The organism is Agarivorans sp. OAG1 (assembly GCF_037076485.1).
Taxonomy (GTDB): domain Bacteria; phylum Pseudomonadota; class Gammaproteobacteria; order Enterobacterales; family Celerinatantimonadaceae; genus Agarivorans; species Agarivorans albus.
In genome coordinates this window covers 427,501-450,395 of sequence record NZ_AP028990.1, presented here as the reverse complement: position 1 = coordinate 450,395, position 22,895 = coordinate 427,501, and the positions used below count along the sequence as shown (strand labels likewise).

The window sequence follows — 22,895 nt, the reverse complement described above, 5'->3', positions numbered from 1 at the left end:
TTGCTTAGCCATAAAAAAACGCAGCACCTAGTGCTGCGTTTTTTGTTTAGCTTAACGCTTAATTAGCTAGCTGGCGTTTCTTCAGCTGGAGCATCAGCTTTCTCGATGTCGATTAGCTCAACTTCGAATACCAAGATAGAGTTTGGTGGAATGCTACCAGCACCGTTTTCACCGTAACCTAACTCAGAAGGAATGAAGAATTTGTACTTCGCACCTTTAGACATCAGCTGAACGCCTTCTGTCCAACCAGGAATTACACGGTTAAGTGGGAATGTTGCTGGCTCGCCGCGATCGTAAGAACTATCAAAAGTAGAACCGTCAGTTAGGGTACCTTTGTAGTGAACAGTTACAGTATCTGCTGCACTCGGCTTATCGCCTTCTGCATCAGTTAGTACTTCAAATTGAAGACCTGAATCAGTAACCGTTACGCCTTCACGCGCAGCATTATCAGCTAGGTATTTATCGCTTTCTGCTTTAGCAGCTGCTGCATCTTCAGCAGCTTTTGCTTCAACTAAACCCGCTAGCTTTTCGTCTAGTGCTTTAAGAGAAGCTTGAATATCTTCTTCAGACATAGCAACTTCGCCGCTAAGTCCATCTTGCATACCTTTAAGAACCAATGCGTTGTCTAATTCAAGACCAAGCTCTTTTTGCTGTTCTAGAGTTGTCGCAATGTAGCGAGAAACAGACGCACCGATCGCGTATGCTTGCTGTTGGTCTACATTTTCTAAGGCAACTTGCGCTGCCGCTGGAGCTTCAGCTTTTTCTTCCTGACAGCCTGTTACGGCAAAAATCGAGGCGGCTAAAACCGACACGGCAAAATACTTTTTCATTCATTTATCTCCAATAGAGTCGCATTAAATCTGTGGCATTGCGTGCAAGATCATTATGAATAATTAAACACTTAGCCGACAAAGCCCTTATACTAACCCTATTAGTCAACACAACCTAGTGACAGTTCCGTAAAAAAACGTAAAAAAATGACATTTATTAAGTTGTTTGTGATTTATGGCATCGCTTTGCTGCTCAGCAGTTGTAGTGACGATGCTCCCCCGCTAAGTAGCTGGCAACAAGCTACCGACGGCGCTTATGCTGCCGATTTTTCGAGTGATGGTAGCTTGAGTTTAGTTTCTTCTATCCATCATGGTTTAAGCCTTTGGGATGTAAAGCAACAACGTCAGCTGTTTCAATGGGATCATCAAAACCAGCAAAATAACCAAGTATTTCTAGTTAAAATTGCCGAAGGCCAACAGTTTGCTATTAGCGCCAGTCGCGATGACTTTGTGGTGTGGGACATAAATAGTGGACAAGCCCTAGGCTATTGGAAACTCAGTGAATCAAGCATCCGTGATATCGCTTTATCGAGTAATGGTCAGCAGGTACTTATTGGCCTAGGTGACGGTAAAGTAATTCACCTTAACCTAGTATCTGGCCGCCGCTTAGAATTTTTAGGCCACAGTGAAAAAATCAACGCTGTTGCGCTGTCGGCCAACGGGCGCTATGCGCTCACCGGCGGCAACGACTACCAAGCTCTATTTTGGGATACCCAAACCGCGCAAGTTATTTTGCGTTTCCCTCATCAAGGACGCGTTTCATCGGTGGCTTTAGAGTCTGATGGAAAGTATGCCTTTACTTCTGACAACGGCAAACTTGCGCGAGTGTGGGCCTTACCTAGCGGCGAGCAAGTGAGTAAGCTCAAGCTCACGGCCAGGCAAAACATATTCTCTTATGTCAGCTTTACTAATAATGGCGAGTGGCTAATCACCGGCTCTGCGGCAAGAAAACTTAGCTTGTGGCATGTAGCAAGCGGCCAAGCCTTGCAAGATTGGTTGGTCACCCCTACCAAGAAAACCCGCCCCAAAAGCGCAGTTGTGTATAGTGCAGCGATGCTTGATAATGGCCAACTAGCGAGCGCAAGCTCCAGTGGATTGGTCGAAATTTGGCAGGTTAAAAAGTAGTATGAATCAGCAAGAATTAGAAAGTGTTATCGAGCGTTTAGAAACAAAATTAGCCTTTCAAGAGGACACTATCGAGCAACTAAACCTTGCATTGCAAAGCCAACAAAGCCAATTAGAGATCTTAGAGCACCAGTTTAAATTGATTCGCGCCAAACTGTTTGAAGGTGATGGCAGTGCAGCCGTTGCTCCGCAAGAGCAAGAAACGCCCCCTCCTCACTATTAAGCGCGGCCATGTCTCATTCATTTCGTTTAGCCCAGCAGGCCGATCTGCCCAGCATCGTTGAGATCTATAACTCTACTATTGCCTCACGCAAAGTAACAGCTGATACGGAGCCTCAAACTGTTGCGTCGCGCCAGGCTTGGTTTGAACAGCACCAAAATCCTAAGCGCCCCTTATATGTGCTAGAACAAACAGGAGAGGTGATTGCTTGGTTAAGCTTTAGTGATTTTTATGGTCGGCCAGCCTACCGACATAGCGCTGAGATAAGCTTGTATTTAGCAGCAAGCCAGCGTGGTAAAGGTTTAGGCGGTAAGTTGTTAATTGAGGCCGAAAGCTTAGCCCAAGGGCTAGGAATAGAAATCCTACTTGCCTTCATATTTAGTCACAATACCCCTAGCCTAGCCCTATTCGAAAAACTTGAATATCAACGTTGGGGTCAACTGCCTAATGTAGCCCGAATGGATCAGCAAGATTTCAGCTTAACAATACTGGGTAAATCTCTCACATAAAGTCAGATGAGCTAACTGGACTAAAATAAGCATTATGATCACTGCTTACCTAAATCAACGGGTATGCTATGCCTTAATAGGGCCGCAAATAGCTTAAGTCGATAAGGCTAAAACCTCATTAAGGCTTAAACAAACCAATGATATCTTGCTCGGCTTTTTCTGCAGCTTGCTTGGGACGCTCGGCGCGGTAGTCACAGCTTACGCACTCAATATGCTCGCGCTCTTCACCGTCGATTTGCTCAACGATTAAACGAATAGAATCTTGCTCACTACACTCTGGGCATACTGCGCCAGCAATAAAACGATGTCTTGCCATAGTTAACTCTAGTTTGCACTACCATGTTGCTATGCGGCATTCACCGCATCGGTTATCATAGCGGCATTATTGCATACTTTTAGCAGCACATAGCAACAACCATGATCGTAGCCAACAACATTAGCCTGCAGCGCGGCAGCAAATTTCTATTAGCAGAAACCAACCTCACTATTCACGCTGGTCAAAAAGTGGGTTTAGTCGGTCAAAATGGCTGCGGTAAGTCTTCGCTATTCGCCTTGCTTAAAAATCAGCTGCAAGTTGATGAAGGCGACCTAAAAGTACCGAGCAAGTGGGAAATTTCCAGCGTAGCCCAAGAAACACCAGAGCTACAACGCAGCGCTATTGATTACGTGCTTGACGGTGACCAAGAGTTTCGCCAATTGGAACAAGATATCGCCGCTGCTGAAGAATCAGACGAGGGCGAGCTTATCGCTACCTTGCACACCCAAATGGATACCATTGGCGGCTACCAGATAAAAACCAAAGCTGCCGAGCTACTGGCTGGTTTAGGTTTTAGCGAAGCCGGCCAACAACAAAGCGTGAGTGATTTTTCTGGTGGTTGGCGAATGCGCCTAAACTTAGCCCAAGCGCTGCTGGTTCGCTCTGATTTATTGTTACTGGATGAGCCAACCAACCACTTAGACTTAGACACCGTTGTATGGCTAGAGCAATGGCTAAAGCGCTATCCCGGAACATTAATCCTTATCTCGCACGACCGTGATTTCCTCGATAACATTGTTAATCGCATCGTGCATATTGAGCATCAAAAGCTAAACGAATATACCGGTGGTTACTCCGACTTTGAGCAAATGCGCGCGACGCAGTTAGCTCAACAACAAGCTATGTATGAAAAACAGCAACGCGAGCGCGCCCACATGCAAAGCTTTGTGGATCGTTTCCGTTATAAAGCCAGCAAAGCTAAGCAAGCGCAAAGCCGCTTAAAAGCGCTAGAGAAAATGGAAGTGATAAGCCAAGCACATGTCGACTCGCAGTTTAGCTTCCACTTTAGAGAACCCGACAACTTGCCACTTCCCTTGCTCACTATGGAAAAGGTGAGCGCCGGTTATGAAGACAAAACCATTTTAGAACAGGTTAAATTTAACTTAGTTCCCGGCAGCCGAATTGGCCTATTGGGGCGTAATGGTGCTGGTAAATCAACCTTTATTAAGCTGTTATCAGGCGAACTTAAAGCACTCGCTGGCAAGGTTGAAATAAACAAAATGGCAAAAGTGGGTTATTTTGCTCAGCACCAGCTTGAAACACTGCGCCCCGACGATACACCTATGCAGCATTTGCAACGCTTAGCACCAAACTCGACAGAGGCTGAACTACGCAAGTATTTAGGCAGCTTTGGTTTTCAAGGAGATAAAGCGCTCGAGCAAGTAGCCCCCTTTAGCGGTGGCGAAAAGGCCCGCTTAGTATTGGCCTTGGTAGTGTGGCAAAAGCCTAACTTGCTACTGCTGGATGAGCCAACCAACCACCTCGATTTAGAAATGCGACATGCGCTAACGCTGGCACTGCAAGAGTTTACCGGAGCAATGATTATTGTTTCGCACGACCGAGCCCTGCTGCGTGCTACCACCGATGAGTTTTACTTGGTAGATAGCCAACAGGTCTCTCCCTTTAACGGCGACTTGGATGATTACCAGCAGTGGCTTACCCAAGCCAATAGATTAGAGAACAGCAGTGCGAGTGCTGCAAATAGCGCTAACCCGGTAAACCAACGCAAAGAACAAAAACGTCGCGAAGCCGAGTTTCGTCAGCAAACTAAAGGCATTCGTAAAGAATTAGAAAGTTTAGAAAAGCGCAGTGCTAAAGCCCAAAAAACGCTTGATGGCATCGAGCAAAAAATGGCTGAACCAGAACTGTACGAAGCCGATAACAAAAATCAGCTACAAAAATTATTAAAACAACAAGCAGAACTTAAGAGCGAACTCGAAGAAACTGAGCTAAGCTGGTTTGACCTGCAAGAACAGCTAGAAGAGCAACAACACGCTTTTGGCATCGAGCAGGCTAATTAAGCCACTTGACCAATTTTGTTAGTACAGTAAGGTAACTAACAATAAAACTATTAATAAAGATTCAAGGATGTATATGAACACGGCGTTAGACCGCTCACGATTGATTATTGCCATTGTGCTTATTGTGGTGGGTATTGCAGTAATAGCCTATGTATTACCTCAAACCATCAGTTTAGTATCTCTGCCTCATGATGCCCCATTTATGCAAGGCTTCTTTGAATGGCTAATGGCAGATACCGACGCGATTAACGAGCAAGTAAGCGAAGAATTTTTCGAGATATTTCAAACCTTTATTAAGGTTATTGTATTAGTTGTATTCCTTTGGGTTTGTGTGAAGCTAGTCAGCGTAGGCCTAATGATTATTCGCGAAGGTGTTGGCTTAATAAAACCAGCTAATAGCAGCGAAAAGAAAGCTAAATAGCCCTTAATAAGGCAATAAAAAAGCGAGTGTTAGCACTCGCTTTTTTATTTCTTCGCTATGGCAGCTTTATAAACCTAGCACCATGCTGGCCAGCCCAAAATACACCAATACCCCAGATACATCAGCAATAGTTGCCACTAAAGGTCCCGATGCTGTGGCAGGGTCCATCTTCATCTTGTTGAGCAAGAATGGAAGACTCAAACCGACTAGTGAGCCTACTAGTACAATAATAATCATCGACATTGAAACGATCATGGCGACATCTGGTCCACCACGAAATACACCAACACTGTATACTGCCGCCGCCATAGTTAAGCCCAAGGCCAAACCAACCAGTAGCTCTCGCGCAAATAATTTGGACCAATCATTTTTGTCTACTTCACCGGTTGCTAATGCACGCACCATAAGCGCAGCTGCCTGCGAGCCAGCATTACCGCCACTGCCAATAAGCAAAGGTAAAAAGAACACTAAGGCGACATGGCTGGCAATAGTATCTTCAAAGTGAGCAATACCAGCCCCCGAGAACATTGCGCCAAACACCAGTAATACCAGCCACATGACCCGCTTACGATACAGCTCCCAAATGCTCACGCGATCAACGGTTTCATCTAACTTGCCTACCGAGGCACTTTTTTGCGCATCTTCGGTGGCTTCTTCAACGGCCGCATCCATCGCATCATCGTAAGTCACGATGCCCACTAACTTTTGCACCTCATCAACCACCGGTAAAGCCAGTAAGTCGTAATGACGAATTTGCTTAGCGGCCTGCTCTTGGCTCTCTTCAACGGTTACCGATACCACTTCGGTACGCATTAACTCACGTACTTGAGTATCTGGAGAGGCCAAGATCAACTCACGTAAAGACACAGTGCCGCGCAAACGGCGTTGGCCGTCAATCACGTAGGTTTGGTAAATGGTTTCTTTATCTGGCGCTTCTAAGCGCAGCTGCTTAAGTGCTCGGCTAACTAACCAATGCTCTTTTAAGGTAGCGTAGTCAGAGGTCATTATCGCCCCTGCTGTACCTTCTGCATAACTTGACAGCTTACGTAAATCTTCACGTTCGGCTTGCGCTAAACCCGGTAACACCATGGCGCGCTGCTCTTCGTCTAAATCATTGTATAAATCGGCCCGCTCATCGGCGTCCATACGTGAAAATAAGGCAGCCAATTTATGGCGCTTCATCAAACCGGCAACATCGGCTTGCAAGTAAGGCGGCAAATAAGAAAAAACCTTGGCGCGATCACCCAAGGAGAACATAGAGATTAGCGGCAACGCTTCTTTAGGTTCGAATTCTGCTAAAGCTTGGCCAATATCTGCAAAGTGATACTCATCAAGGGTAGAACGAAGAGTTGGTTTATCGAGATTAACTAGGGCTAGCTCTAGTTTTTGTTGAAGTTGTGCCATGTACTGCTCCAGCTATCGCATAGAGCCTGACATCAACGAGACGGACTACACGAAGGAAATTTTTTGTATAAGATTTAAAAAACAATAAAAGTTTCGACTGTCGGGGTCCGGGTTCATAGAAGATTCTCAGTGATAAAATCGGCGCAAATTGTAGGGGGGAATCGCCTTTAATTCAAGAAATTTCCGCTCCGAGAGCAGCGCCTCAGAGCAGAAATATGTAGTTGTTTTAGTTGTTGTAACCCAAGTTAGGCGCTAACCAACGCTCAGCGTCTTCCAAGGACATGTTTTTACGCTGGGCATAATCTTCAACCTGATCTTTTTGAATAGACGCTACTGCAAAGTAACGACTCTCTGGGTGCGAGAAATACCAGCCAGATACCGCTGCACCAGGCCACATTGCGTAGCTTTCGGTTAACTGCATACCAATGCGTTGTTCAACATCAAGTAGCTCCCAAATTAAGCCTTTTTCGGTATGCTCTGGGCATGCCGGATAACCAGGCGCAGGACGAATACCTTGATAGTTTTCACGAATCAGCTCTTCGTTGCTTAACGCTTCATCGGCAGCATAACCCCAATACTCTTTACGCACTTGTGCATGCAAATATTCAGCAAACCCTTCGGCTAAACGGTCGGCTACCGCCTTCACCATAATGGCGTTGTAATCATCGCCATCTTCTTTGTAGGCTTCAGCTAATTCGTCTTCACCAATTCCGCCGGTCACGGCAAATGCGCCAAAATAGTCTGCCTTGCCAGAAGACTTAGGCGCAATAAAGTCGGCCAAACAGTTGTTGGCTCCCTTTTTCTTTTCTGTTTGCTGGCGAAGCTGAGAGCTTACACCCAGCAATTCGCTGCGCGACTCATCGCGATAAATTTCGATGTCATCGCCCACGCTGTTAGCAGGGAATAGCCCAAATACACCAGACACTTTTATTTCGTCCTTGGCTTTAAAACGCTCTAACATCACCTTTGCATCAGCAAAGATACGTTTGGCTTCTTCACCTACCACTTCATCTTCTAATATACGTGGATATTTACCGGCCAAAGACCAGGTCATAAAGAATGGTGTCCAATCGATATAAGGTTCTATCTCGGCAATTGATACATTCTCAAATTGCTGAATGCCCAACTGCTTAGGCACGGGTGGCGTATAATTTTGCCAGTCAATGCTTACTGCATTAGCGCGTGCGGCTTCCAGAGTAACTGGTGGAGTACGAGGTCGCTTACGTGCATGCTGCTCGCGCACAATGTCGTAGTCTTTATCCAGTTTTTCAACAAAGGCTGGACGCAGCTCGTCTGATAACAAACTTTGGCACACACCTACTGCACGAGAGGCATTAGATACGTAAACAACTGGCTTCTCATAATTTTGTTCAATTTTTACTGCGGTGTGTGCTTTAGAAGTTGTCGCGCCACCAATTAGCAGTGGGATATCTAGGCCAGTACGTTGCATTTCTTTAGCAACGTGCACCATTTCATCCAGCGAAGGTGTAATCAAGCCAGATAGGCCAATCATGTCTACCTGTTCTTCTTTGGCTACTTTTAAGATTTTATCGCAAGGCACCATCACACCTAGGTCAATCACTTCAAAGTTATTACATTGCAGCACCACACCAACAATGTTTTTGCCAATATCGTGTACGTCACCTTTAACAGTGGCCATAACAATCTTGCCGTTAGAGCGTTGCCCTTCGCCTTTTTCTGCTTCGATATAAGGTTGCAGATAGGCCACTGCTCGCTTCATCACTCGCGCCGATTTAACCACTTGCGGAAGGAACATTTTACCGGCGCCAAATAAGTCGCCCACTACGTTCATACCATCCATCAATGGCCCTTCAATCACATGCAGCGGACGCTCTGCAGCTTGGCGAGCTAGTTCCGTATCCTCTTCGATGAATTCGGTAATACCTTTAACTAAAGCGTGCTCTAAGCGCTTGTTTACGTCCCACGTCCGCCACTCTAAATCTTGAGCACTTTCTTGCTGAGTTCCGTCACCACGGTACTTCTCGGCAATCTCTAACAGCTCTTCGGTTGCGTTGTCATGGGTATTTAGTACAACCGCTTCAACTTTGTCTTTAAGCTCTTTGGGAATGTCTTCGTAAATGGCTAGCTGGCCTGCATTTACAATACCCATGTCCATGCCATTTTTAATGGCGTAATACAGGAATACCGCGTGAATAGCTTCACGTACAGGGTTGTTTCCGCGGAATGAGAAACTTACATTTGAGACGCCGCCCGAGATCATTGCATGAGGCAAGTTATCTTTGATGTCTTTAACCGCTTCGATGAAATCAACCGCATAGTTGTTATGTTCGTCGATACCGGTAGCTACAGCAAAGATATTAGGATCGAAGATGATATCTTCTGGTGGGAAGCCTACTTGATTCACCAAAATATCGTAAGACTTGCTACAAATCTCGAACTTACGCTCTCGCGTATCAGCTTGCCCCACTTCATCAAAAGCCATCACAATCACGGCAGCGCCATAACGGCGAAGAATTTTGGCTTGCTCAATAAAAGGCTCCACCCCTTCTTTCATAGAGATGGAGTTAACTACAGGTTTACCTTGCACACACTGCAAACCCGCTTCAAGAATGTCCCACTTTGATGAGTCGATCATTACCGGCACTTTGGCAATGTCTGGCTCTGAAGCAACCATGTTTAAAAAGCGCACCATGGCAGCTTTAGAATCAAGCATGCCTTCATCCATGTTCACATCGATGATTTGCGCGCCGTTTTCTACCTGCTGCAAGGCAACCTCGATGGCTTTATCGTAGTTTTCTTCTTTAATTAAGCGCTTAAACATGGCCGAGCCAGTAACGTTGTTACGCTCACCCACATTTACAAACAAGGTTTCAGGGGTAATGGTTAGAGGCTCTAGTCCAGATAAACGACAGGCAATGTCTATTTCTGGCAATTGGCGCGGCGTAACTCCTTCTACCGCATCGGCCATCGCTTTAATGTGTTCTGGCGTTGTACCACAACAACCACCTACAAGGTTTAAGAAACCAGCGCGAGCCCATTCACCAATATGTTCAGCCATTTCTTGGGCTTCTAGATCATATTCACCAAAAGCATTGGGTAAACCTGCATTAGGGTGAGCCGACACATAGCTCTCGCTTACGCGGCTTAGCTCTTCTACATATTGGCGTAGCTCATCAGGACCAAGCGCACAGTTCAGACCCATGCTAATTGGCTCGGCGTGACGCAAGGAATTATAAAATGCCTCGGTTGTTTGGCCACTTAAGGTACGCCCTGACGCGTCGGTAATAGTACCGGAAATCATTATGGGTAAATCAATGCCCAATTCATCGTAAACTGATTTAACCGCAAACACTGCGGCTTTAGCATTTAAGGTATCGAAGATAGTTTCGATAAGAATCAGGTCGCTACCGCCTTCAATTAAAGCCTTAGTCGACTCTTCGTAAGCTTCTACTAACTCGTTAAAAGTAACGTTTCGGTAACCTGGGTCGTTCACATCAGGAGATATAGAACAGGTACGGTTAGTTGGCCCTAGCACCCCCGCTACAAAACGCGGGCGATCTGGGTTTAGCGCGGTAACTTCATCGGCCACCTCACGGGCTATTCTGGCTGCTTCTCGGTTTATCTCAGCAGAATAAGCTTCCATGTCATAATCGGCCATGGCGATAGTGGTGGCGTTAAAGGTATTGGTTTCGAGAATATCAGCGCCGGCAAGTAGATAATCGCGGTGGATATCGGCAATGATTTTAGGCTGAGAAAGGACCAACATATCGTTGTTACCTTTCACATCGGTATGCCAATCGGCAAAGCGTTCTCCGCGGTAATCAGCCTCTTCCAACTTGTAAGATTGAATCATGGTTCCCATGCCGCCATCAATAATCATGATGCGTTGAGAAAGTTGCTTTTCTAATTGAGGCCTTGCTGACACGGGAACATCCTATTTCTTTCGCTGGTATTTCGACACGGCAGTGTAGCACACTGCCTTTAAAGGCTTAGCTGCGATAAAGTTATATGAAATTATTTCAAGATATTATCGGATTTTGGTTTTAGCTCTGTTAAGTCGTACGGCGTGATTTGGTACACACAGTAATTTAGCCAATTGTTGTAAAGCAAATGACCATGACTGCGCCATGTAGCACAAGGTGAGTTGCCACAATCATCTTGCGGGTAGTAATTCTCTGGTAACTGAGGATTCAAACCTTCTTGGCTGTCACGCTGATATTCGTTATCTAAGGTGTCGGCGGCGTATTCTGGATGCCCAGTAATAAATACTTGACGGAAATCTTCACTGGCAAACAAATAACTACCGGCTTCGGGGTTATCGGCCAATACTGTTAAGTCAGTTTCTTCGGTGATCAAATTAGAATCGAAGTGAGCATAACGTGACAAAGGTGCTAAAAAGGCGTCGTCAAAACCGCGCACTAAGGGGTTATGCTTATGCTTAGTTTGATGCCAATACACCCCTGACAACTTCTTCTCACGCGTCTGTTTTTCTAATCCATATAAATGATACAAAGCAGCTTGCGCCGCCCAACATAAGTACAACGTTGAAGTTACGTGAGTTGTCGACCAATCGATGATTTCTTTTACTTGGTCCCAGTAATAAACGTCTTCGAATGCAACTTGACCAAGCGGTGCACCAGTAATAATTAGGCCGTCAAAATTGCGCTCTCGCAATTTCTCGAAATCTCGATAAAACTTATCAATATGCTCTTGCGGAGTATTTTTAGACACGCGGTGATTAATCCGTAATAGCTTTACGTTCACTTGCAGCGGCGAGTTAGAAAGCAAGCGAAGGATCTGATTCTCAGTCTCGATTTTCTTTGGCATCAAGTTAAGCAATACCACTTCCAAGGGACGAATATCCTGGTGAGCAGCACGGCTCTCTGGCATTACAAATATGTTTTCATTGCGCAATACTTCAGCAGCGGGTAACTGATCAGGAATACAAATTGGCATATAAAGGTTCCTTGCTAACAACAGGCAATGTATGTCTAGACATCTAGATACCTATTTTAGTTAGATTGTAGTGTATGTCTAGAACTTGTTAAAAGCAGCTGATTTTGTGTGCCAAATTCTTCATAATGCAGGCTAGACGGATGAAGTAGAAAGGAAAAATGGCAGAGTTAAAGCTAAATGTTGAACGCTTACAGATAGGAGTTTACGTAAAGCTTCCTGTTAAGTGGGGCGAGCACCCATTTATGTTCACCAGCTTCAAAATTAAAAGCCAAGACCAAATTGAGGTTATTCATAACCTAGGTTTAAAACATGTCATTGTTGTTCCAGAAAAGAGCGACAAACCACCGCTGCCCGTTGACCAAGAAAATGGCGATAGTAAAAAGGCCGACCCCAAAGCCCAAGAGAAAGCAGAAAAAGCCCTTTGGGAAGAGAAGCGCGCCCGTATCGAAGAACTTAAAAACTACCGCCGCAATCTGCAAAAAGTAGAAAAAGAGTTCGATCGCTCTATGGCGCAAGTGCGGGCGGTAATGTCTAAGCTTAAAAGCCGCCCGCTAAATGCGGTAGACGATGCAACTAGCCTAATTAACAACTTAGCCGATGACTTACTGTCCGGCGAAAACGTTGTACTTCATCTAATGAACGACAGCAAAGATGCTGATAGCTTTTATTACCATAGCCTCAACGTATCTATCCTTGCGATGATGCTGGCTAAAGCAGCCGGTTTTTCCGAGCGTGATATTAAGATTTTGGGTCTTTCGGGATTATTCCACGATGTGGGTAAAATGAAGATCCCAGATAAGATTTTACGTAAGCCGGGCAAGCTAACTGCTCAAGAAGCAAACTTACTTAAAATGCACACCAAGTACGGTGCTGATTTTCTAAAGCTCTCTGAAACGCTACCGGCCAAAGTTAAGTTAATTGCTGAGCAACACCACGAGTTTTTAGATGGAAGTGGTTATCCCAAAAAGCTTAAGGGTGAACAAATCGACCGTTTGTCTCAGCTTATTTCAGTGGTAAATGAATACGACAGCTTGTGTCATCCGCGAGATGTGAAGCAAACTCGCATTCCTTTCACTGTTATTTCATATCTTTATAAACAGCGTAAAGAACAACTAAATACAGCCGATTTAGGCATTCTGATCCGCTTGCTGGGCATTTACCCACCAGGCAGCGTAGTACAGCTTAGCTCAGGCCAAATTGGCTTGGTGATGTCGGTTAACTCTGAGCGTTTATTATTTCCAGCGGTACAAGTTTACGACGCTAATATTCCACGTACCGAAGCGCCAATTATCGATTTAGAAGCTGCTGGCTTAACCATAGAGAAAGCCTTAAAGCCAAGCGCATTGCCCGATGCAGTGTTTGAATACCTGAACCCTCGGGCACGTATTTCTTACTACTTCGACCACAATAAACGTTTGTAACTACCTCGTTTTCTTCCTTCAGCAATAGCAAATTTTAGACAAAAAAAAGCCGGACCTAAGTCCGGCTTTTTAAGCTTGGTGTCTGAGTTTACTCAGCAGCTTCTTCAACTACTTCTTCAACTTCAGGACGGTCCAATAATTCAATGTATGCCATAGGAGCATTGTCGCCAGCACGGAAACCACATTTTAAAATGCGAGTATAACCGCCTGCACGTTCTTTGAATCGTGGGCCGATTTCAGCAAATAGCTTACCAACAACTTCTGCATCGCGAGTACGAGCAAAAGCTAGACGACGGTTAGCTACACTGTCATTTTTAGCCAATGTAATTAATGGCTCAACAACACGGCGAAGCTCTTTGGCTTTAGGCAATGTTGTCTTGATAACTTCATGGCGAACCAATGAACTGGCCATATTCCGGAACATAGCCTGACGATGGCTGCTATTTCGGTTCAATTGACGACCACTCTGACGATGGCGCATGACCTTATCCTTCTATATTAAGACGTTAAAACCAGTGACTACTTATCAGCAATGCTAGCAGGTGGCCAGTTTTCTAGGCGCATACCTAGAGATAGACCACGTGATGCTAATACATCTTTGATTTCTGTAAGCGACTTCTTACCCAAGTTAGGGGTTTTAAGTAGCTCAACTTCGGTACGTTGTACCAAGTCACCAATGTAATGAATCGCTTCTGCCTTCAAACAGTTAGCAGAGCGTACTGTCAACTCTAGATCATCGACAGGACGAAGCAGGATTGGATCAAACTCTGGCTTCTCTTCTTTTTCTTCTGGCTCACTTACGTCACGTAAGTCAACGAAGGCATCCAACTGCTCTGCAAGAATTGTTGCACTGCGGCGGATAGCTTCCTCTGGATCAAGAGTACCATTGGTTTCCATATCGATAACCAATTTGTCCAAGTCAGTACGTTGCTCTACACGTGCAGCTTCAACAGTATAAGCTATACGCTCTACTGGGCTGTAAGCAGCATCTGTTAGCAAACGACCAATTGGACGCTCTTCATCTTCAGAGTGAACCCGAACTGAAGCTGGTACGTAACCACGACCACGTTCTACCTTAATGCGCATGCTGATTTCAGCGTTGCTGCTAAGGTGACAAATAACGTGCTCAGGGTTAGTGATTTCGACATCAGCGTCGTGCTGAATGTCGCCTGCAACCACAGGACCTGCTCCAGACTTGGTAAGACTTAAGGTTACTTCGTCTTTACCTTCTAACTTTACAGCAATACCTTTTAGGTTAAGCAAGATTTCCAAGATATCCTCTTGAACACCTTCCTTACTGCTGTACTCATGCAACACGCCATCGATTTCTACTTCAGTTACCGCACAACCTGGCATAGAAGATAAAAGAATACGACGAAGAGCGTTACCTAAAGTGTGGCCAAAACCACGCTCTAACGGCTCAAGCGTAACTTTTGCACGAGTTGGGCTAACTTGTTCGATCTCAACTAGCCTTGGTTTTAGAAACTCTGTTACAGAACCCTGCATTGTGTCCTCTCTATAATTCAACTTTACTTAGAGTAAAGTTCGACGATCAGCTGTTCGTTAATTTCCGCAGACAAGTCAGCGCGCTCAGGTAGGCGCTTGAAAGTGCCTTCCATCTTAGTTGCGTCTACTTCTACCCACGATGCCGCTTCACGTTGTCCAGCGATTTCTAAAGATGCAACGATACGCGCTTGCTTCTTAGATTTTTCGCGAACACTGATAACGTCTTCTGGTAGTACCTTGTAAGAAGGAATGTTTACCACTTTACCGTTTACTAGAATAGCTTTGTGGCTAACTAGCTGACGAGCTTCGGCGCGAGTTGCACCAAAACCTACACGGTAAACAACGTTATCCAAACGACTTTCTAACAATTGCAACAAGTTTTCACCGGTGTTGCCTTTAAGGCGAGCAGCAGCTTTATAGTAGTTGCGGAATTGCTTTTCAAGAATGCCGTATAAACGACGAACTTTTTGCTTCTCACGAAGCTGTAAACCGTAGTCTGAAAGACGCGCTTTACGTGCACCGTGTTGTCCAGGTGCTGTATCCAGCTTACACTTTGTGTCGATCGCACGTACGCCACTTTTCAAGAAAAGATCGGTACCTTCACGACGGCTAAGTTTAAGCTTTGGACCTAAATATCTTGCCATTTTTCTTTCTCCAATCTATCCAGAAACTACACGCGGCGTTTCTTAGGTGGACGACAGCCATTGTGTGGAATCGGAGTCACGTCGGTGATGTTAGTCACACGGAAACCCGCAGCATGTAATGCACGGATTGAAGACTCACGACCAGGACCTGGGCCGTTTACAAACACTTCTACGTTCTTAAGGCCGTAGTCTTTAGCTGCTTCAGCAGCACGTTCAGCAGCAACCTGTGCAGCGAACGGAGTAGACTTACGAGAACCACGGAAACCTGAACCACCTGCGGTAGCCCAAGAAAGCGCGTTGCCCTGACGATCAGTGATAGTCACGATAGTATTGTTGAAAGACGCATGGATATGAGCCATGCCATCAGCAACTTGTTTTTTTACGCGTTTACGAGCGCGAGTCGGAGTTTTAGCCATTATCACTCACCCCTTATTTCTTAATAGGTTTGCGAGGACCTTTACGGGTGCGCGCATTAGTTTTAGTGCGCTGACCGCGAAGGGGCAAACTGCGACGATGACGAAGTCCACGGTAACAACCGAGGTCCATCAGGCGCTTAATGTTCATAGATACTTCACGGCGTAGATCACCTTCAACGGTGAATTTAGCTACTTCGTCACGAAGTTTATCGATTTGTGTTTCGTCAAGTTCTCTGATCTTTACATCTTCAGCGATACCAGCTGCCGCACAGATTTTCTGTGAACGGGTTAAGCCAATGCCGAAGATTGCAGTTAAAGCAATAACTGCGTGCTTCTGATCAGGAATGTTAATGCCGGCTATACGGGCCATTGGCACACTCCTATTTTTCGTGTTAAACGAAGGCCATCTGTGAAAAGCCCGTAAGGATACTCAACAGATGACCACATTGCAAATAATATTGTCTTGAAATCTACTAACTAGCCTTGGCGCTGTTTATGCTTTGGCTCACTGCAAATTACACGCACAACACCGTTGCGCTTAATAACTTTACAGTTACGGCAGATTTTCTTAACGGATGCACGTACTTTCATTGCTATCTCCGCAAAAGTTAAAGTCCAATCTCAAGGGCGGCCTATCGGCCGTAACCTTTAAGATTAGCTTTTTTCAGAACCGAACCATATTGATGAGACATCAAATGGGTTTGGACCTGAGCCATAAAGTCCATGATAACCACCACTACAATAAGTAGCGAAGTACCACCGAAGTAGAACTGAACGTTCATTCCGATCATCATAAACTCAGGAATTAAACATACAAACGTGATGTACAAAGCACCAGCTAGGGTTAAACGAGTCATCACCTTGTCAATGTATCGCGAGGTTTGTTCACCAGGACGAATACCTGGAATGAACGCGCCACTCTTCTTCAAGTTGTCTGCTGTTTCGCGAGGGTTAAATACCAACGCAGTATAGAAGAAGCAGAAGAAGATAATGGCTGCTGCATACAAGAACACATATAACGGTTGCCCAGGTTGTAGCGTTAGCGATAAGTCAGATAAGAAAGACAAGCCTTCATTTTGACCAAACCACTGAGCTAATGTGCCAGGGAACAGAATAATACTTGAAGCAAAAATAGCTGGGATAACACCCGCCATGTTTACCTTAAGTGGTAAATGTGTGCTTTGCGCAGCAAACACTTTGCGACCTTGTTGGCGTTTTGCATAGTTAACAACGATACGACGTTGTCCACGTTCTACAAATACCACAAAGAAGGTCACCGCAAATACAAGAGCAACGATGAACAAGAGTAACAACAAATGTAACTCTCCTTGACGCGCCTGCTCAGCCGTCTGACCGATTGCAGAAGGCAATCCTGCCACAATACCAGCAAAAATCAGAATCGAGATCCCGTTGCCAATACCGCGTTCAGTAATTTGCTCACCTAACCACATTAGGAACATAGTTCCCGTTACCAAGCTAACCACAGCAGTGAAATAGAATGGTAGGCCTGGGTTAATTACCAGACCAGCCATCATATTTGGTAAGCCAGTAGCAATACCAATAGCTTGGAAGGTTGCTAGAACCAGTGTGCTATAACGCGTGTATTGACTAATTTTACGTCGACCCGACTCGCCTTCCTTTTTAAGTTCGGCAAGCGTTGGGTGAACAACAGTCAATAACTGGATGATAATCGATGCCGAAATATACGGCATGATACCTAACGCGAAAATAGACGCACGTGAAAGTGCACCACCTGAAAACATATTAAACATTTCCAGAATGGTACCCTTCTGCTGGTCAAACAACGCGGCCAGTACAGCGGCATCAATCCCAGGTAACGGCACAAAGGAGCCGGCTCGGAACACAATAATGGCTCCAAGCACAAATAATAAACGACTCTTAAGCTCGCTTAAGCCGCCTTGTGCACTTGCTGATGCTGTTCCTGGATTCTTAGCCATGTTTTGTACTATTCCTCGATTTTACCGCCAGCAGCTTCAATAGCTGCCAGTGCGCCTTTAGTTACACGCAGGCCACGTAAGGTAACTGGTGCTTTAACTTCGCCAGATAGTACTACTTTTGCAAACTTAATGTTGCGAGTAATAAGACCAGCCGCCTTCAAAGCGTCCAAATCTACCACGTCAGCAGTAACTTTAGCTAGCTCAGCAGTGCGAACTTCAGCAGTTACCATTGATTTACGTGAAGTAAAACCAAATTTAGGCAAACGTTGTTTCAATGGCATTTGACCGCCTTCGAAACCTGGACGAACACTACCGCCAGAACGAGACTTCTGACCTTTGTGACCACGACCACCGGTTTTACCTAAACCAGAACCAATACCACGACCTACACGCTTAGCATTTGGCTTAGAGCCAGCAGCTGGAGAAAGAGTATTCAAACGCATGATTATTCTCCCTCAACCTTAACCATGTAAGAAACTTTATTAATCATACCGCGAACACAAGGAGTATCCTCTAGTTCAACAGTGTGATTAATGCGACGAAGACCTAGACCTGTTAAAGTCGCACGGTGCTTAGGCAAACGCCCGATACCGCTTTTAGTCTGTGTTACTTTAATTTTGTTCGACATGGCTTATTACCCCAGAATTTCTTGGACGCTTAGGCCACGCTTCGCAGCAACGTCTTGTGGAGAATGCATATTCTCAAGAGCGTCGATAGTAGCGCGAACAATGTTAATTGGGTTAGTAGAACCGTATGCCTTAGACAATACGTTCTGCACACCCGCAACTTCTAGAACAGCACGCATCGCACCACCGGCAATAATACCAGTACCCTCTGATGCAGGTTGCATGTAAACACGCGACCCAGAGTGGCGACCCTTAATAGGATGCTGCAGTGTAGTGCCTCTCAGCTGTACACTAGTAAGGTTACGACGCGCTTTTTCCATTGCTTTTTGAATAGCAGCAGGAACTTCACGTGCTTTACCATAACCAAACCCTACGCGACCGTTACCGTCACCCACTACTGTTAGAGCAGTGAAACTGAAGATACGACCACCTTTAACTACTTTTGACACACGGTTTACAGCGATAAGCTTTTCGTTCAGATCACTACCGGCTTGTGCTTCAAATTTAGACATGACTCACTCCTTAGAACTGAAGACCAGCTTCACGTGCTGCTTCTGCAAGCGCAGCAACGCGGCCGTGGTACTTAAAGCCTGAACGGTCAAAAGCTACAGATGTAACGCCTTTTTCAGCAGCACGTTCAGCGATTGCTTTACCTACTGCAGTAGCGGCAGCTACATTACTTAAACTTTCAAGACCGTTAGCAACGGCTTTATCTACTGTTGATGCTGCGGCAATAACCTGTGCATCAGGTGCAATCACCTGCGCGTAAATATGGCGCGGAGTACGGTGAATCACCAGGCGGGTTTTACCCAACTCTTGCATAGCTTTGCGAGTGCGTGTTGCACGACGCAGACGAGCAATTTTCTTTTCCATAGTGTTAACCTACTTCTTCTTAGCCTCTTTACGGCGAACATTTTCGTCAGAGTAACGAACACCTTTACCTTTGTAAGGCTCTGGTGGACGGAACGCGCGAATGTCTGCTGCTACCTGACCAACAACTTGCTTATCAGCACCTTTCAGTACGATTTCAGTTTGTGATGGACACTCTGCTGTAACACCTTCTGGTAAGGTGTAATCTACAGGGTGAGAAAAACCTAAAGTTAGGTTAACTACCTTGCCTTTAACAGCGGCACGGTAACCAACACCTAATAGTGTCAGTTTTTTCTCAAACCCGTCTGTAACGCCAACAACCATGTTGTTGCTAAGAGCACGAGCTGTACCTGCTTGAGCTGAAGAACCACCTTCAACTACAGCAAATTTCAATTCGTTTTCTTCTTTCGTTACAACAACTGCGTCATTAAAAACGCGAGTCAATGTACCTTTGCTACCTTTAACCGTTAATTCTTGGCCGTTGATATTTACTTCAACGCCAGCAGGAATTGTAACGGGAGCCTTGGCTACGCGAGACATATTACCTACCTCCGGTTAAGCTACGTAACAGACGATTTCACCGCCCATGCCAGCTTTACGTGCTGCACGGTCAGTCATAACGCCTTTAGATGTAGAAACGATTGCAACGCCAAGGCCACCCATAACTTTAGGTAGGTCTTTAGCACCTTTATAAATGCGTAGGCCTGGACGGCTTACACGTTCAATCTTTTCAATAACTTTTTTACCTTCAAAGTACTTGAGGGTAACTTCTAATGACTTTTTCACGTCACCAGTCACAGCGTATCCTGTGATGTAACCTTCTTCTTGCAACAAGTTAGCAATTGCCACTTTTACTTTAGATGAAGGCATAACAACAGATACTTTATTTGCTGATTGACCGTTGCGAACGCGAGTCAACATATCTGCAATAGGATCTTGCATGCTCATAATCGTTTACTCCGTAATTAAGTGGATTACCAACTGGCTTTCTTAAGGCCAGGAACCTCACCGCGCATCATAGCTTCACGCAATTTAATACGGCTTAAGCCGAATTTGCGTAGGTAGCCATGTGGGCGGCCAGTTACGTTACAGCGGTTACGCTGACGAGACCGACTTGAATCACGAGGTAACGATTGCAATTTTAACACTGCGTCCCAACGCTCTTCATCAGAGCTGTTCACGCTGCTAATAATCGCTTTAAGCGCAGCGCGCTTTTCCGCGAAGCGAGCAACGGCTTTTTCACGTTTCACTTCACGAGCTTTCATTGATTGTTTAGCCATAACTAACTCTACCTTACTTACGGAATGGGAAGTTAAAGGCAGCCAGCAGAGCGCGGCCTTCCTCGTTGGTTTCGGCAGTAGTAGTGATAGTAATATCCATACCACGAACCTTATCAACTTTGTCATAATCGATTTCAGGGAAGATGATTTGCTCACGTACACCCATGCTGTAATTACCACGGCCATCGAATGACTTAGCATTCAAACCACGGAAATCTCGAACACGAGGAATAGCGATCGAAATCAAACGCTCTAAAAACTCCCACATACGCTCACCGCGTAGAGTCACTTTACAACCAATTGGGTATCCATCACGGATTTTGAAGCCTGCTACAGATTTACGAGCTTTGGTAGTAAGTGGTTTTTGACCTGAGATAGCCGCTAGATCAGCAATTGCGTGCTCTAGTACTTTCTTGTCATTAACCGCTTCACCCACACCCATGTTAAGGGTGATTTTCTCAATCCGAGGGACTTGCATGATGGATTTGTAACCGAACTCCTTTAAGAGTTCAGGCGTTACAGTTTCCTTATATAGGTCATGCAGTTTCGCCATCGTTAACTCCAGTTACTTTACAATTTCATTAGACGATTTGAATACACGAACTTTTTTGTCGTCTTCAAATCGGAAACCAACGCGATCAGCCTTGCCAGTGGCAGGGTTAAAAATCGCTACGTTTGATGCATCAAGGGCCGCTTCTTTCTCAACAATACCGCCAGCAACACCCAATTGTGGGTTTGGCTTTTGGTGCTTCTTGATTACATTCACGCCTTCAACGAATAGTTTTCCAGTAGGTAAAACTTTGGTTACGCTACCGCGTTTGCCTTTGTCTTTACCTGCAATAACTATTACTTCATCGCCTTTTTGGATTTTATTAGCCATTTTGGACTCCTTAAAGTACTTCTGGCGCTAGAGACACAATTTTCATGAACTGTTCATTTCGCAGTTCACGTGTCACAGGACCAAAGATACGAGTACCAATAGGCTGATTGTTTGCATTCAAGATAACCGCTGCATTGCGGTCAAAACGAATTACAGAACCATCAGGACGACGAACGCCTTTTCTAGTACGCACTACCACAGCATTCATAACGTCACCTTTCTTAACTTTACCGCGAGGAATTGCTTCCTTAACAGTAACTTTAATGATGTCGCCAATTCGTGCATAACGGCGGTGCGAACCACCTAGGACCTTAATACACTGTACAAGGCGCGCGCCGGAATTGTCCGCCACGTCCATAGTAGATTGCATTTGGATCATTTCAGTGCTCCGCTATATATTACAACTGACCCCAGCAATTAGCGCTGAGATCTCTGGCTGCCTAATTAAAGGGCGCGAAATTATAACACCCTAATTTTTTAATTGGTAGGATTGTCTAAATTTTGTTTAATTTAATTAAAAAAACAATAATAAACAAAGAGTTACCACGCAAGCTGCAAGTAAAAAACAGCTAAAAAGAGGCTAATTTCACGCTTGGGTCATTAGAGTTGAAGCTATTAGCCCCAACCTAATCAGATAAACCGACCAATAATTGGCCGATAAAAACAAAAAAGCCCAGCAATAGTGCCGGGCTTAATTGAATATGGTGCTGATAGGCAGATTCGAACTGCCGACCTCACCCTTACCAAGGGTGCGCTCTACCAACTGAGCTATATCAGCGAAATAAAAACCCAGCTATAAGCTGGGTTTCTAATTTGGCGCCTGGCGGTGACCTACTTTCACATGGGGAAGCCCCACACTATCATCGGCGCAGTTGCGTTTCACTTCTGAGTTCGGCATGGAGTCAGGTGGGTCCACAACGCTATTGCCACCAGGCAAAAACTGTTGTCTTTAACATTCGAAAAAGCTGAAACATCTCATGAGCACTAACAAGTATTCATGGTTTCTAAAATAAAGTATCTATAAGCAACACCCTTTAGGTGTTGTATGGTTAAGCCTCACGGGTAATTAGTACAAGTTAGCTCAATGCCTCACAGCACTTACACACCTTGCCTATCAACGTTGTAGTCTCCAACGGCCCTTCAGAGGACTTAAAGTCCTAGTGAGAATTAATCTCGAGGCCTGCTTCCCGCTTAGATGCTTTCAGCGGTTATCAGTTCCGAACGTAGCTACTGGGCAATGCTATTGGCATAACAACCCAAACACCAGCGGTTCGTCCACTCCGGTCCTCTCGTACTAGGAGCAGCTCCCCTCAATTCTCAAACGCCCACGGCAGATAGGGACCGAACTGTCTCACGACGTTCTAAACCCAGCTCGCGTACCACTTTAAATGGCGAACAGCCATACCCTTGGGACCGACTTCAGCCCCAGGATGTGATGAGCCGACATCGAGGTGCCAAACACCGCCGTCGATATGAACTCTTGGGCGGTATCAGCCTGTTATCCCCGGAG

General features: G+C 45.3%; 28 protein-coding genes, 1 tRNA gene and 2 rRNA genes (1 of these 31 running past the window's edge). 6 read left to right on the top strand and 25 right to left on the bottom strand.

Features of this window, described 5'->3' with window-relative positions; all coding sequences use genetic code 11:
- Positions 1 to 62: 62 nt before the first annotated feature.
- A complete protein-coding gene (fkpA, locus tag OAG1_RS02160) occupies positions 63 to 830 on the bottom strand; it encodes an FKBP-type peptidyl-prolyl cis-trans isomerase (RefSeq protein WP_016402117.1) in 768 nt (255 codons plus the stop codon).
- A 147-nt stretch (positions 831 to 977) separates the two neighbouring features.
- Between fkpA and OAG1_RS02155 the strand changes: the two genes are divergently transcribed.
- Genes OAG1_RS02155 through OAG1_RS02145 form a run of 3 tightly spaced genes read left to right on the top strand, consistent with a single transcriptional unit; the run spans position 978 to position 2,684 of the window.
- Positions 978 to 1,955 (top strand): hypothetical protein, encoded by a 978-nt coding sequence (locus OAG1_RS02155; protein WP_016402118.1) that lies wholly within the window; start codon positions 978 to 980, stop codon positions 1,953 to 1,955.
- A 1-nt stretch (position 1,956) separates the two neighbouring features.
- The gene (locus tag OAG1_RS02150; protein ID WP_220719216.1) at positions 1,957 to 2,178 is read left to right on the top strand and encodes a SlyX family protein; all 222 of its coding nucleotides are present in this window, start codon (positions 1,957 to 1,959) and stop codon (positions 2,176 to 2,178) included.
- An 8-nt stretch (positions 2,179 to 2,186) separates the two neighbouring features.
- On the top strand, positions 2,187 to 2,684 hold the full coding sequence (locus OAG1_RS02145) for an N-acetyltransferase family protein (protein ID WP_338623553.1): 498 nt from the start codon (positions 2,187 to 2,189) through the stop codon (positions 2,682 to 2,684).
- A 118-nt stretch (positions 2,685 to 2,802) separates the two neighbouring features.
- Here the strand turns inward: OAG1_RS02145 and OAG1_RS02140 are convergent, their stop codons facing one another.
- Positions 2,803 to 3,000, bottom strand: a complete 198-nt coding sequence (locus OAG1_RS02140; protein WP_016402121.1) for a YheV family putative zinc ribbon protein — start codon at positions 2,998 to 3,000, stop codon at positions 2,803 to 2,805.
- Positions 3,001 to 3,101: 101 nt separating this feature from the next.
- Here OAG1_RS02140 and OAG1_RS02135 point away from each other — a divergent pair, with 101 nt between their 5' ends.
- Together OAG1_RS02135 and OAG1_RS02130 are read left to right on the top strand one after the other, a co-directional pair.
- Positions 3,102 to 5,021: an ABC transporter ATP-binding protein gene (locus OAG1_RS02135; protein ID WP_338623550.1), complete on the top strand. Its 1,920-nt coding sequence runs from the start codon at positions 3,102 to 3,104 to the stop codon at positions 5,019 to 5,021.
- A gap of 73 nt (positions 5,022 to 5,094) precedes the next feature.
- Positions 5,095 to 5,442, top strand: coding sequence for a hypothetical protein (locus OAG1_RS02130; RefSeq protein WP_016402123.1), 348 nt, complete (start codon positions 5,095 to 5,097; stop codon positions 5,440 to 5,442).
- 66 nt (positions 5,443 to 5,508) lie between these two features.
- Here the strand turns inward: OAG1_RS02130 and mgtE are convergent, their stop codons facing one another.
- The 3 genes from mgtE to metA form a co-directional block, all read right to left on the bottom strand.
- The gene (gene mgtE, locus OAG1_RS02125) at positions 5,509 to 6,846 is read right to left on the bottom strand and encodes a magnesium transporter (protein ID WP_016402124.1); all 1,338 of its coding nucleotides are present in this window, start codon (positions 6,844 to 6,846) and stop codon (positions 5,509 to 5,511) included.
- Positions 6,847 to 7,072: 226 nt separating this feature from the next.
- The gene (metH, locus tag OAG1_RS02120; RefSeq protein ID WP_338623546.1) at positions 7,073 to 10,753 is read right to left on the bottom strand and encodes a methionine synthase; all 3,681 of its coding nucleotides are present in this window, start codon (positions 10,751 to 10,753) and stop codon (positions 7,073 to 7,075) included.
- Positions 10,754 to 10,842: 89 nt separating this feature from the next.
- Positions 10,843 to 11,784: a homoserine O-succinyltransferase gene (metA, locus tag OAG1_RS02115; RefSeq protein WP_016402126.1), complete on the bottom strand. Its 942-nt coding sequence runs from the start codon at positions 11,782 to 11,784 to the stop codon at positions 10,843 to 10,845.
- Between the two features lie 158 nt (positions 11,785 to 11,942).
- Between metA and OAG1_RS02110 the strand changes: the two genes are divergently transcribed.
- Positions 11,943 to 13,205 carry an HD-GYP domain-containing protein gene (locus OAG1_RS02110; protein WP_016402127.1) on the top strand — a complete coding sequence of 421 codons (1,263 nt, stop codon included), beginning with the start codon at positions 11,943 to 11,945 and terminating at the stop codon, positions 13,203 to 13,205.
- Between the two features lie 88 nt (positions 13,206 to 13,293).
- Here the strand turns inward: OAG1_RS02110 and rplQ are convergent, their stop codons facing one another.
- The 20 genes from rplQ to OAG1_RS02010 all read right to left on the bottom strand — a co-directional run.
- Positions 13,294 to 13,686 (bottom strand): 50S ribosomal protein L17, encoded by a 393-nt coding sequence (gene rplQ / locus OAG1_RS02105; RefSeq protein WP_040307251.1) that lies wholly within the window; start codon positions 13,684 to 13,686, stop codon positions 13,294 to 13,296.
- 38 nt (positions 13,687 to 13,724) lie between these two features.
- On the bottom strand, positions 13,725 to 14,711 hold the full coding sequence (gene rpoA / locus OAG1_RS02100; RefSeq protein ID WP_016402129.1) for a DNA-directed RNA polymerase subunit alpha: 987 nt from the start codon (positions 14,709 to 14,711) through the stop codon (positions 13,725 to 13,727).
- Positions 14,712 to 14,734: 23 nt separating this feature from the next.
- Positions 14,735 to 15,355 carry a 30S ribosomal protein S4 gene (rpsD, locus tag OAG1_RS02095; protein ID WP_016402130.1) on the bottom strand — a complete coding sequence of 207 codons (621 nt, stop codon included), beginning with the start codon at positions 15,353 to 15,355 and terminating at the stop codon, positions 14,735 to 14,737.
- Positions 15,356 to 15,381: 26 nt separating this feature from the next.
- A complete protein-coding gene (rpsK, locus tag OAG1_RS02090) occupies positions 15,382 to 15,771 on the bottom strand; it encodes a 30S ribosomal protein S11 (protein ID WP_016402131.1) in 390 nt (129 codons plus the stop codon).
- 13 nt (positions 15,772 to 15,784) lie between these two features.
- Positions 15,785 to 16,141: a 30S ribosomal protein S13 gene (gene rpsM / locus OAG1_RS02085; protein WP_016402132.1), complete on the bottom strand. Its 357-nt coding sequence runs from the start codon at positions 16,139 to 16,141 to the stop codon at positions 15,785 to 15,787.
- Between the two features lie 107 nt (positions 16,142 to 16,248).
- Positions 16,249 to 16,362 carry a 50S ribosomal protein L36 gene (gene rpmJ / locus OAG1_RS02080; RefSeq protein WP_000868186.1) on the bottom strand — a complete coding sequence of 38 codons (114 nt, stop codon included), beginning with the start codon at positions 16,360 to 16,362 and terminating at the stop codon, positions 16,249 to 16,251.
- Positions 16,363 to 16,403: 41 nt separating this feature from the next.
- Complete coding sequence (gene secY, locus OAG1_RS02075; RefSeq protein ID WP_016402133.1) at positions 16,404 to 17,729, bottom strand: preprotein translocase subunit SecY; 1,326 nt, start codon at positions 17,727 to 17,729, stop codon at positions 16,404 to 16,406.
- A gap of 8 nt (positions 17,730 to 17,737) precedes the next feature.
- On the bottom strand, positions 17,738 to 18,172 hold the full coding sequence (gene rplO / locus OAG1_RS02070; protein ID WP_016402134.1) for a 50S ribosomal protein L15: 435 nt from the start codon (positions 18,170 to 18,172) through the stop codon (positions 17,738 to 17,740).
- Positions 18,173 to 18,174: 2 nt separating this feature from the next.
- A complete protein-coding gene (gene rpmD, locus OAG1_RS02065; RefSeq protein ID WP_016402135.1) occupies positions 18,175 to 18,357 on the bottom strand; it encodes a 50S ribosomal protein L30 in 183 nt (60 codons plus the stop codon).
- A 6-nt stretch (positions 18,358 to 18,363) separates the two neighbouring features.
- A complete protein-coding gene (gene rpsE / locus OAG1_RS02060; protein ID WP_016402136.1) occupies positions 18,364 to 18,867 on the bottom strand; it encodes a 30S ribosomal protein S5 in 504 nt (167 codons plus the stop codon).
- Positions 18,868 to 18,877: 10 nt separating this feature from the next.
- Positions 18,878 to 19,228, bottom strand: coding sequence for a 50S ribosomal protein L18 (rplR, locus tag OAG1_RS02055; RefSeq protein ID WP_016402137.1), 351 nt, complete (start codon positions 19,226 to 19,228; stop codon positions 18,878 to 18,880).
- A 9-nt stretch (positions 19,229 to 19,237) separates the two neighbouring features.
- Positions 19,238 to 19,765, bottom strand: a complete 528-nt coding sequence (gene rplF, locus OAG1_RS02050) for a 50S ribosomal protein L6 (RefSeq protein ID WP_016402138.1) — start codon at positions 19,763 to 19,765, stop codon at positions 19,238 to 19,240.
- A gap of 15 nt (positions 19,766 to 19,780) precedes the next feature.
- The gene (gene rpsH / locus OAG1_RS02045) at positions 19,781 to 20,173 is read right to left on the bottom strand and encodes a 30S ribosomal protein S8 (protein WP_016402139.1); all 393 of its coding nucleotides are present in this window, start codon (positions 20,171 to 20,173) and stop codon (positions 19,781 to 19,783) included.
- Positions 20,174 to 20,199: 26 nt separating this feature from the next.
- The gene (gene rpsN, locus OAG1_RS02040) at positions 20,200 to 20,505 is read right to left on the bottom strand and encodes a 30S ribosomal protein S14 (RefSeq protein ID WP_016402140.1); all 306 of its coding nucleotides are present in this window, start codon (positions 20,503 to 20,505) and stop codon (positions 20,200 to 20,202) included.
- A gap of 13 nt (positions 20,506 to 20,518) precedes the next feature.
- The gene (gene rplE / locus OAG1_RS02035) at positions 20,519 to 21,058 is read right to left on the bottom strand and encodes a 50S ribosomal protein L5 (RefSeq protein ID WP_040307252.1); all 540 of its coding nucleotides are present in this window, start codon (positions 21,056 to 21,058) and stop codon (positions 20,519 to 20,521) included.
- A 12-nt stretch (positions 21,059 to 21,070) separates the two neighbouring features.
- The gene (rplX, locus tag OAG1_RS02030; RefSeq protein ID WP_016402142.1) at positions 21,071 to 21,385 is read right to left on the bottom strand and encodes a 50S ribosomal protein L24; all 315 of its coding nucleotides are present in this window, start codon (positions 21,383 to 21,385) and stop codon (positions 21,071 to 21,073) included.
- Positions 21,386 to 21,395: 10 nt separating this feature from the next.
- Positions 21,396 to 21,764 carry a 50S ribosomal protein L14 gene (gene rplN / locus OAG1_RS02025; protein ID WP_016402143.1) on the bottom strand — a complete coding sequence of 123 codons (369 nt, stop codon included), beginning with the start codon at positions 21,762 to 21,764 and terminating at the stop codon, positions 21,396 to 21,398.
- Positions 21,765 to 22,087: 323 nt separating this feature from the next.
- A tRNA-Thr gene (locus OAG1_RS02020) sits at positions 22,088 to 22,163 on the bottom strand.
- 40 nt (positions 22,164 to 22,203) lie between these two features.
- Positions 22,204 to 22,319 (bottom strand): 5S ribosomal RNA (rrf, locus tag OAG1_RS02015).
- Between the two features lie 111 nt (positions 22,320 to 22,430).
- Positions 22,431 to 22,895 (bottom strand): 23S ribosomal RNA (locus OAG1_RS02010) (it continues 2,425 nt past the right edge of the window).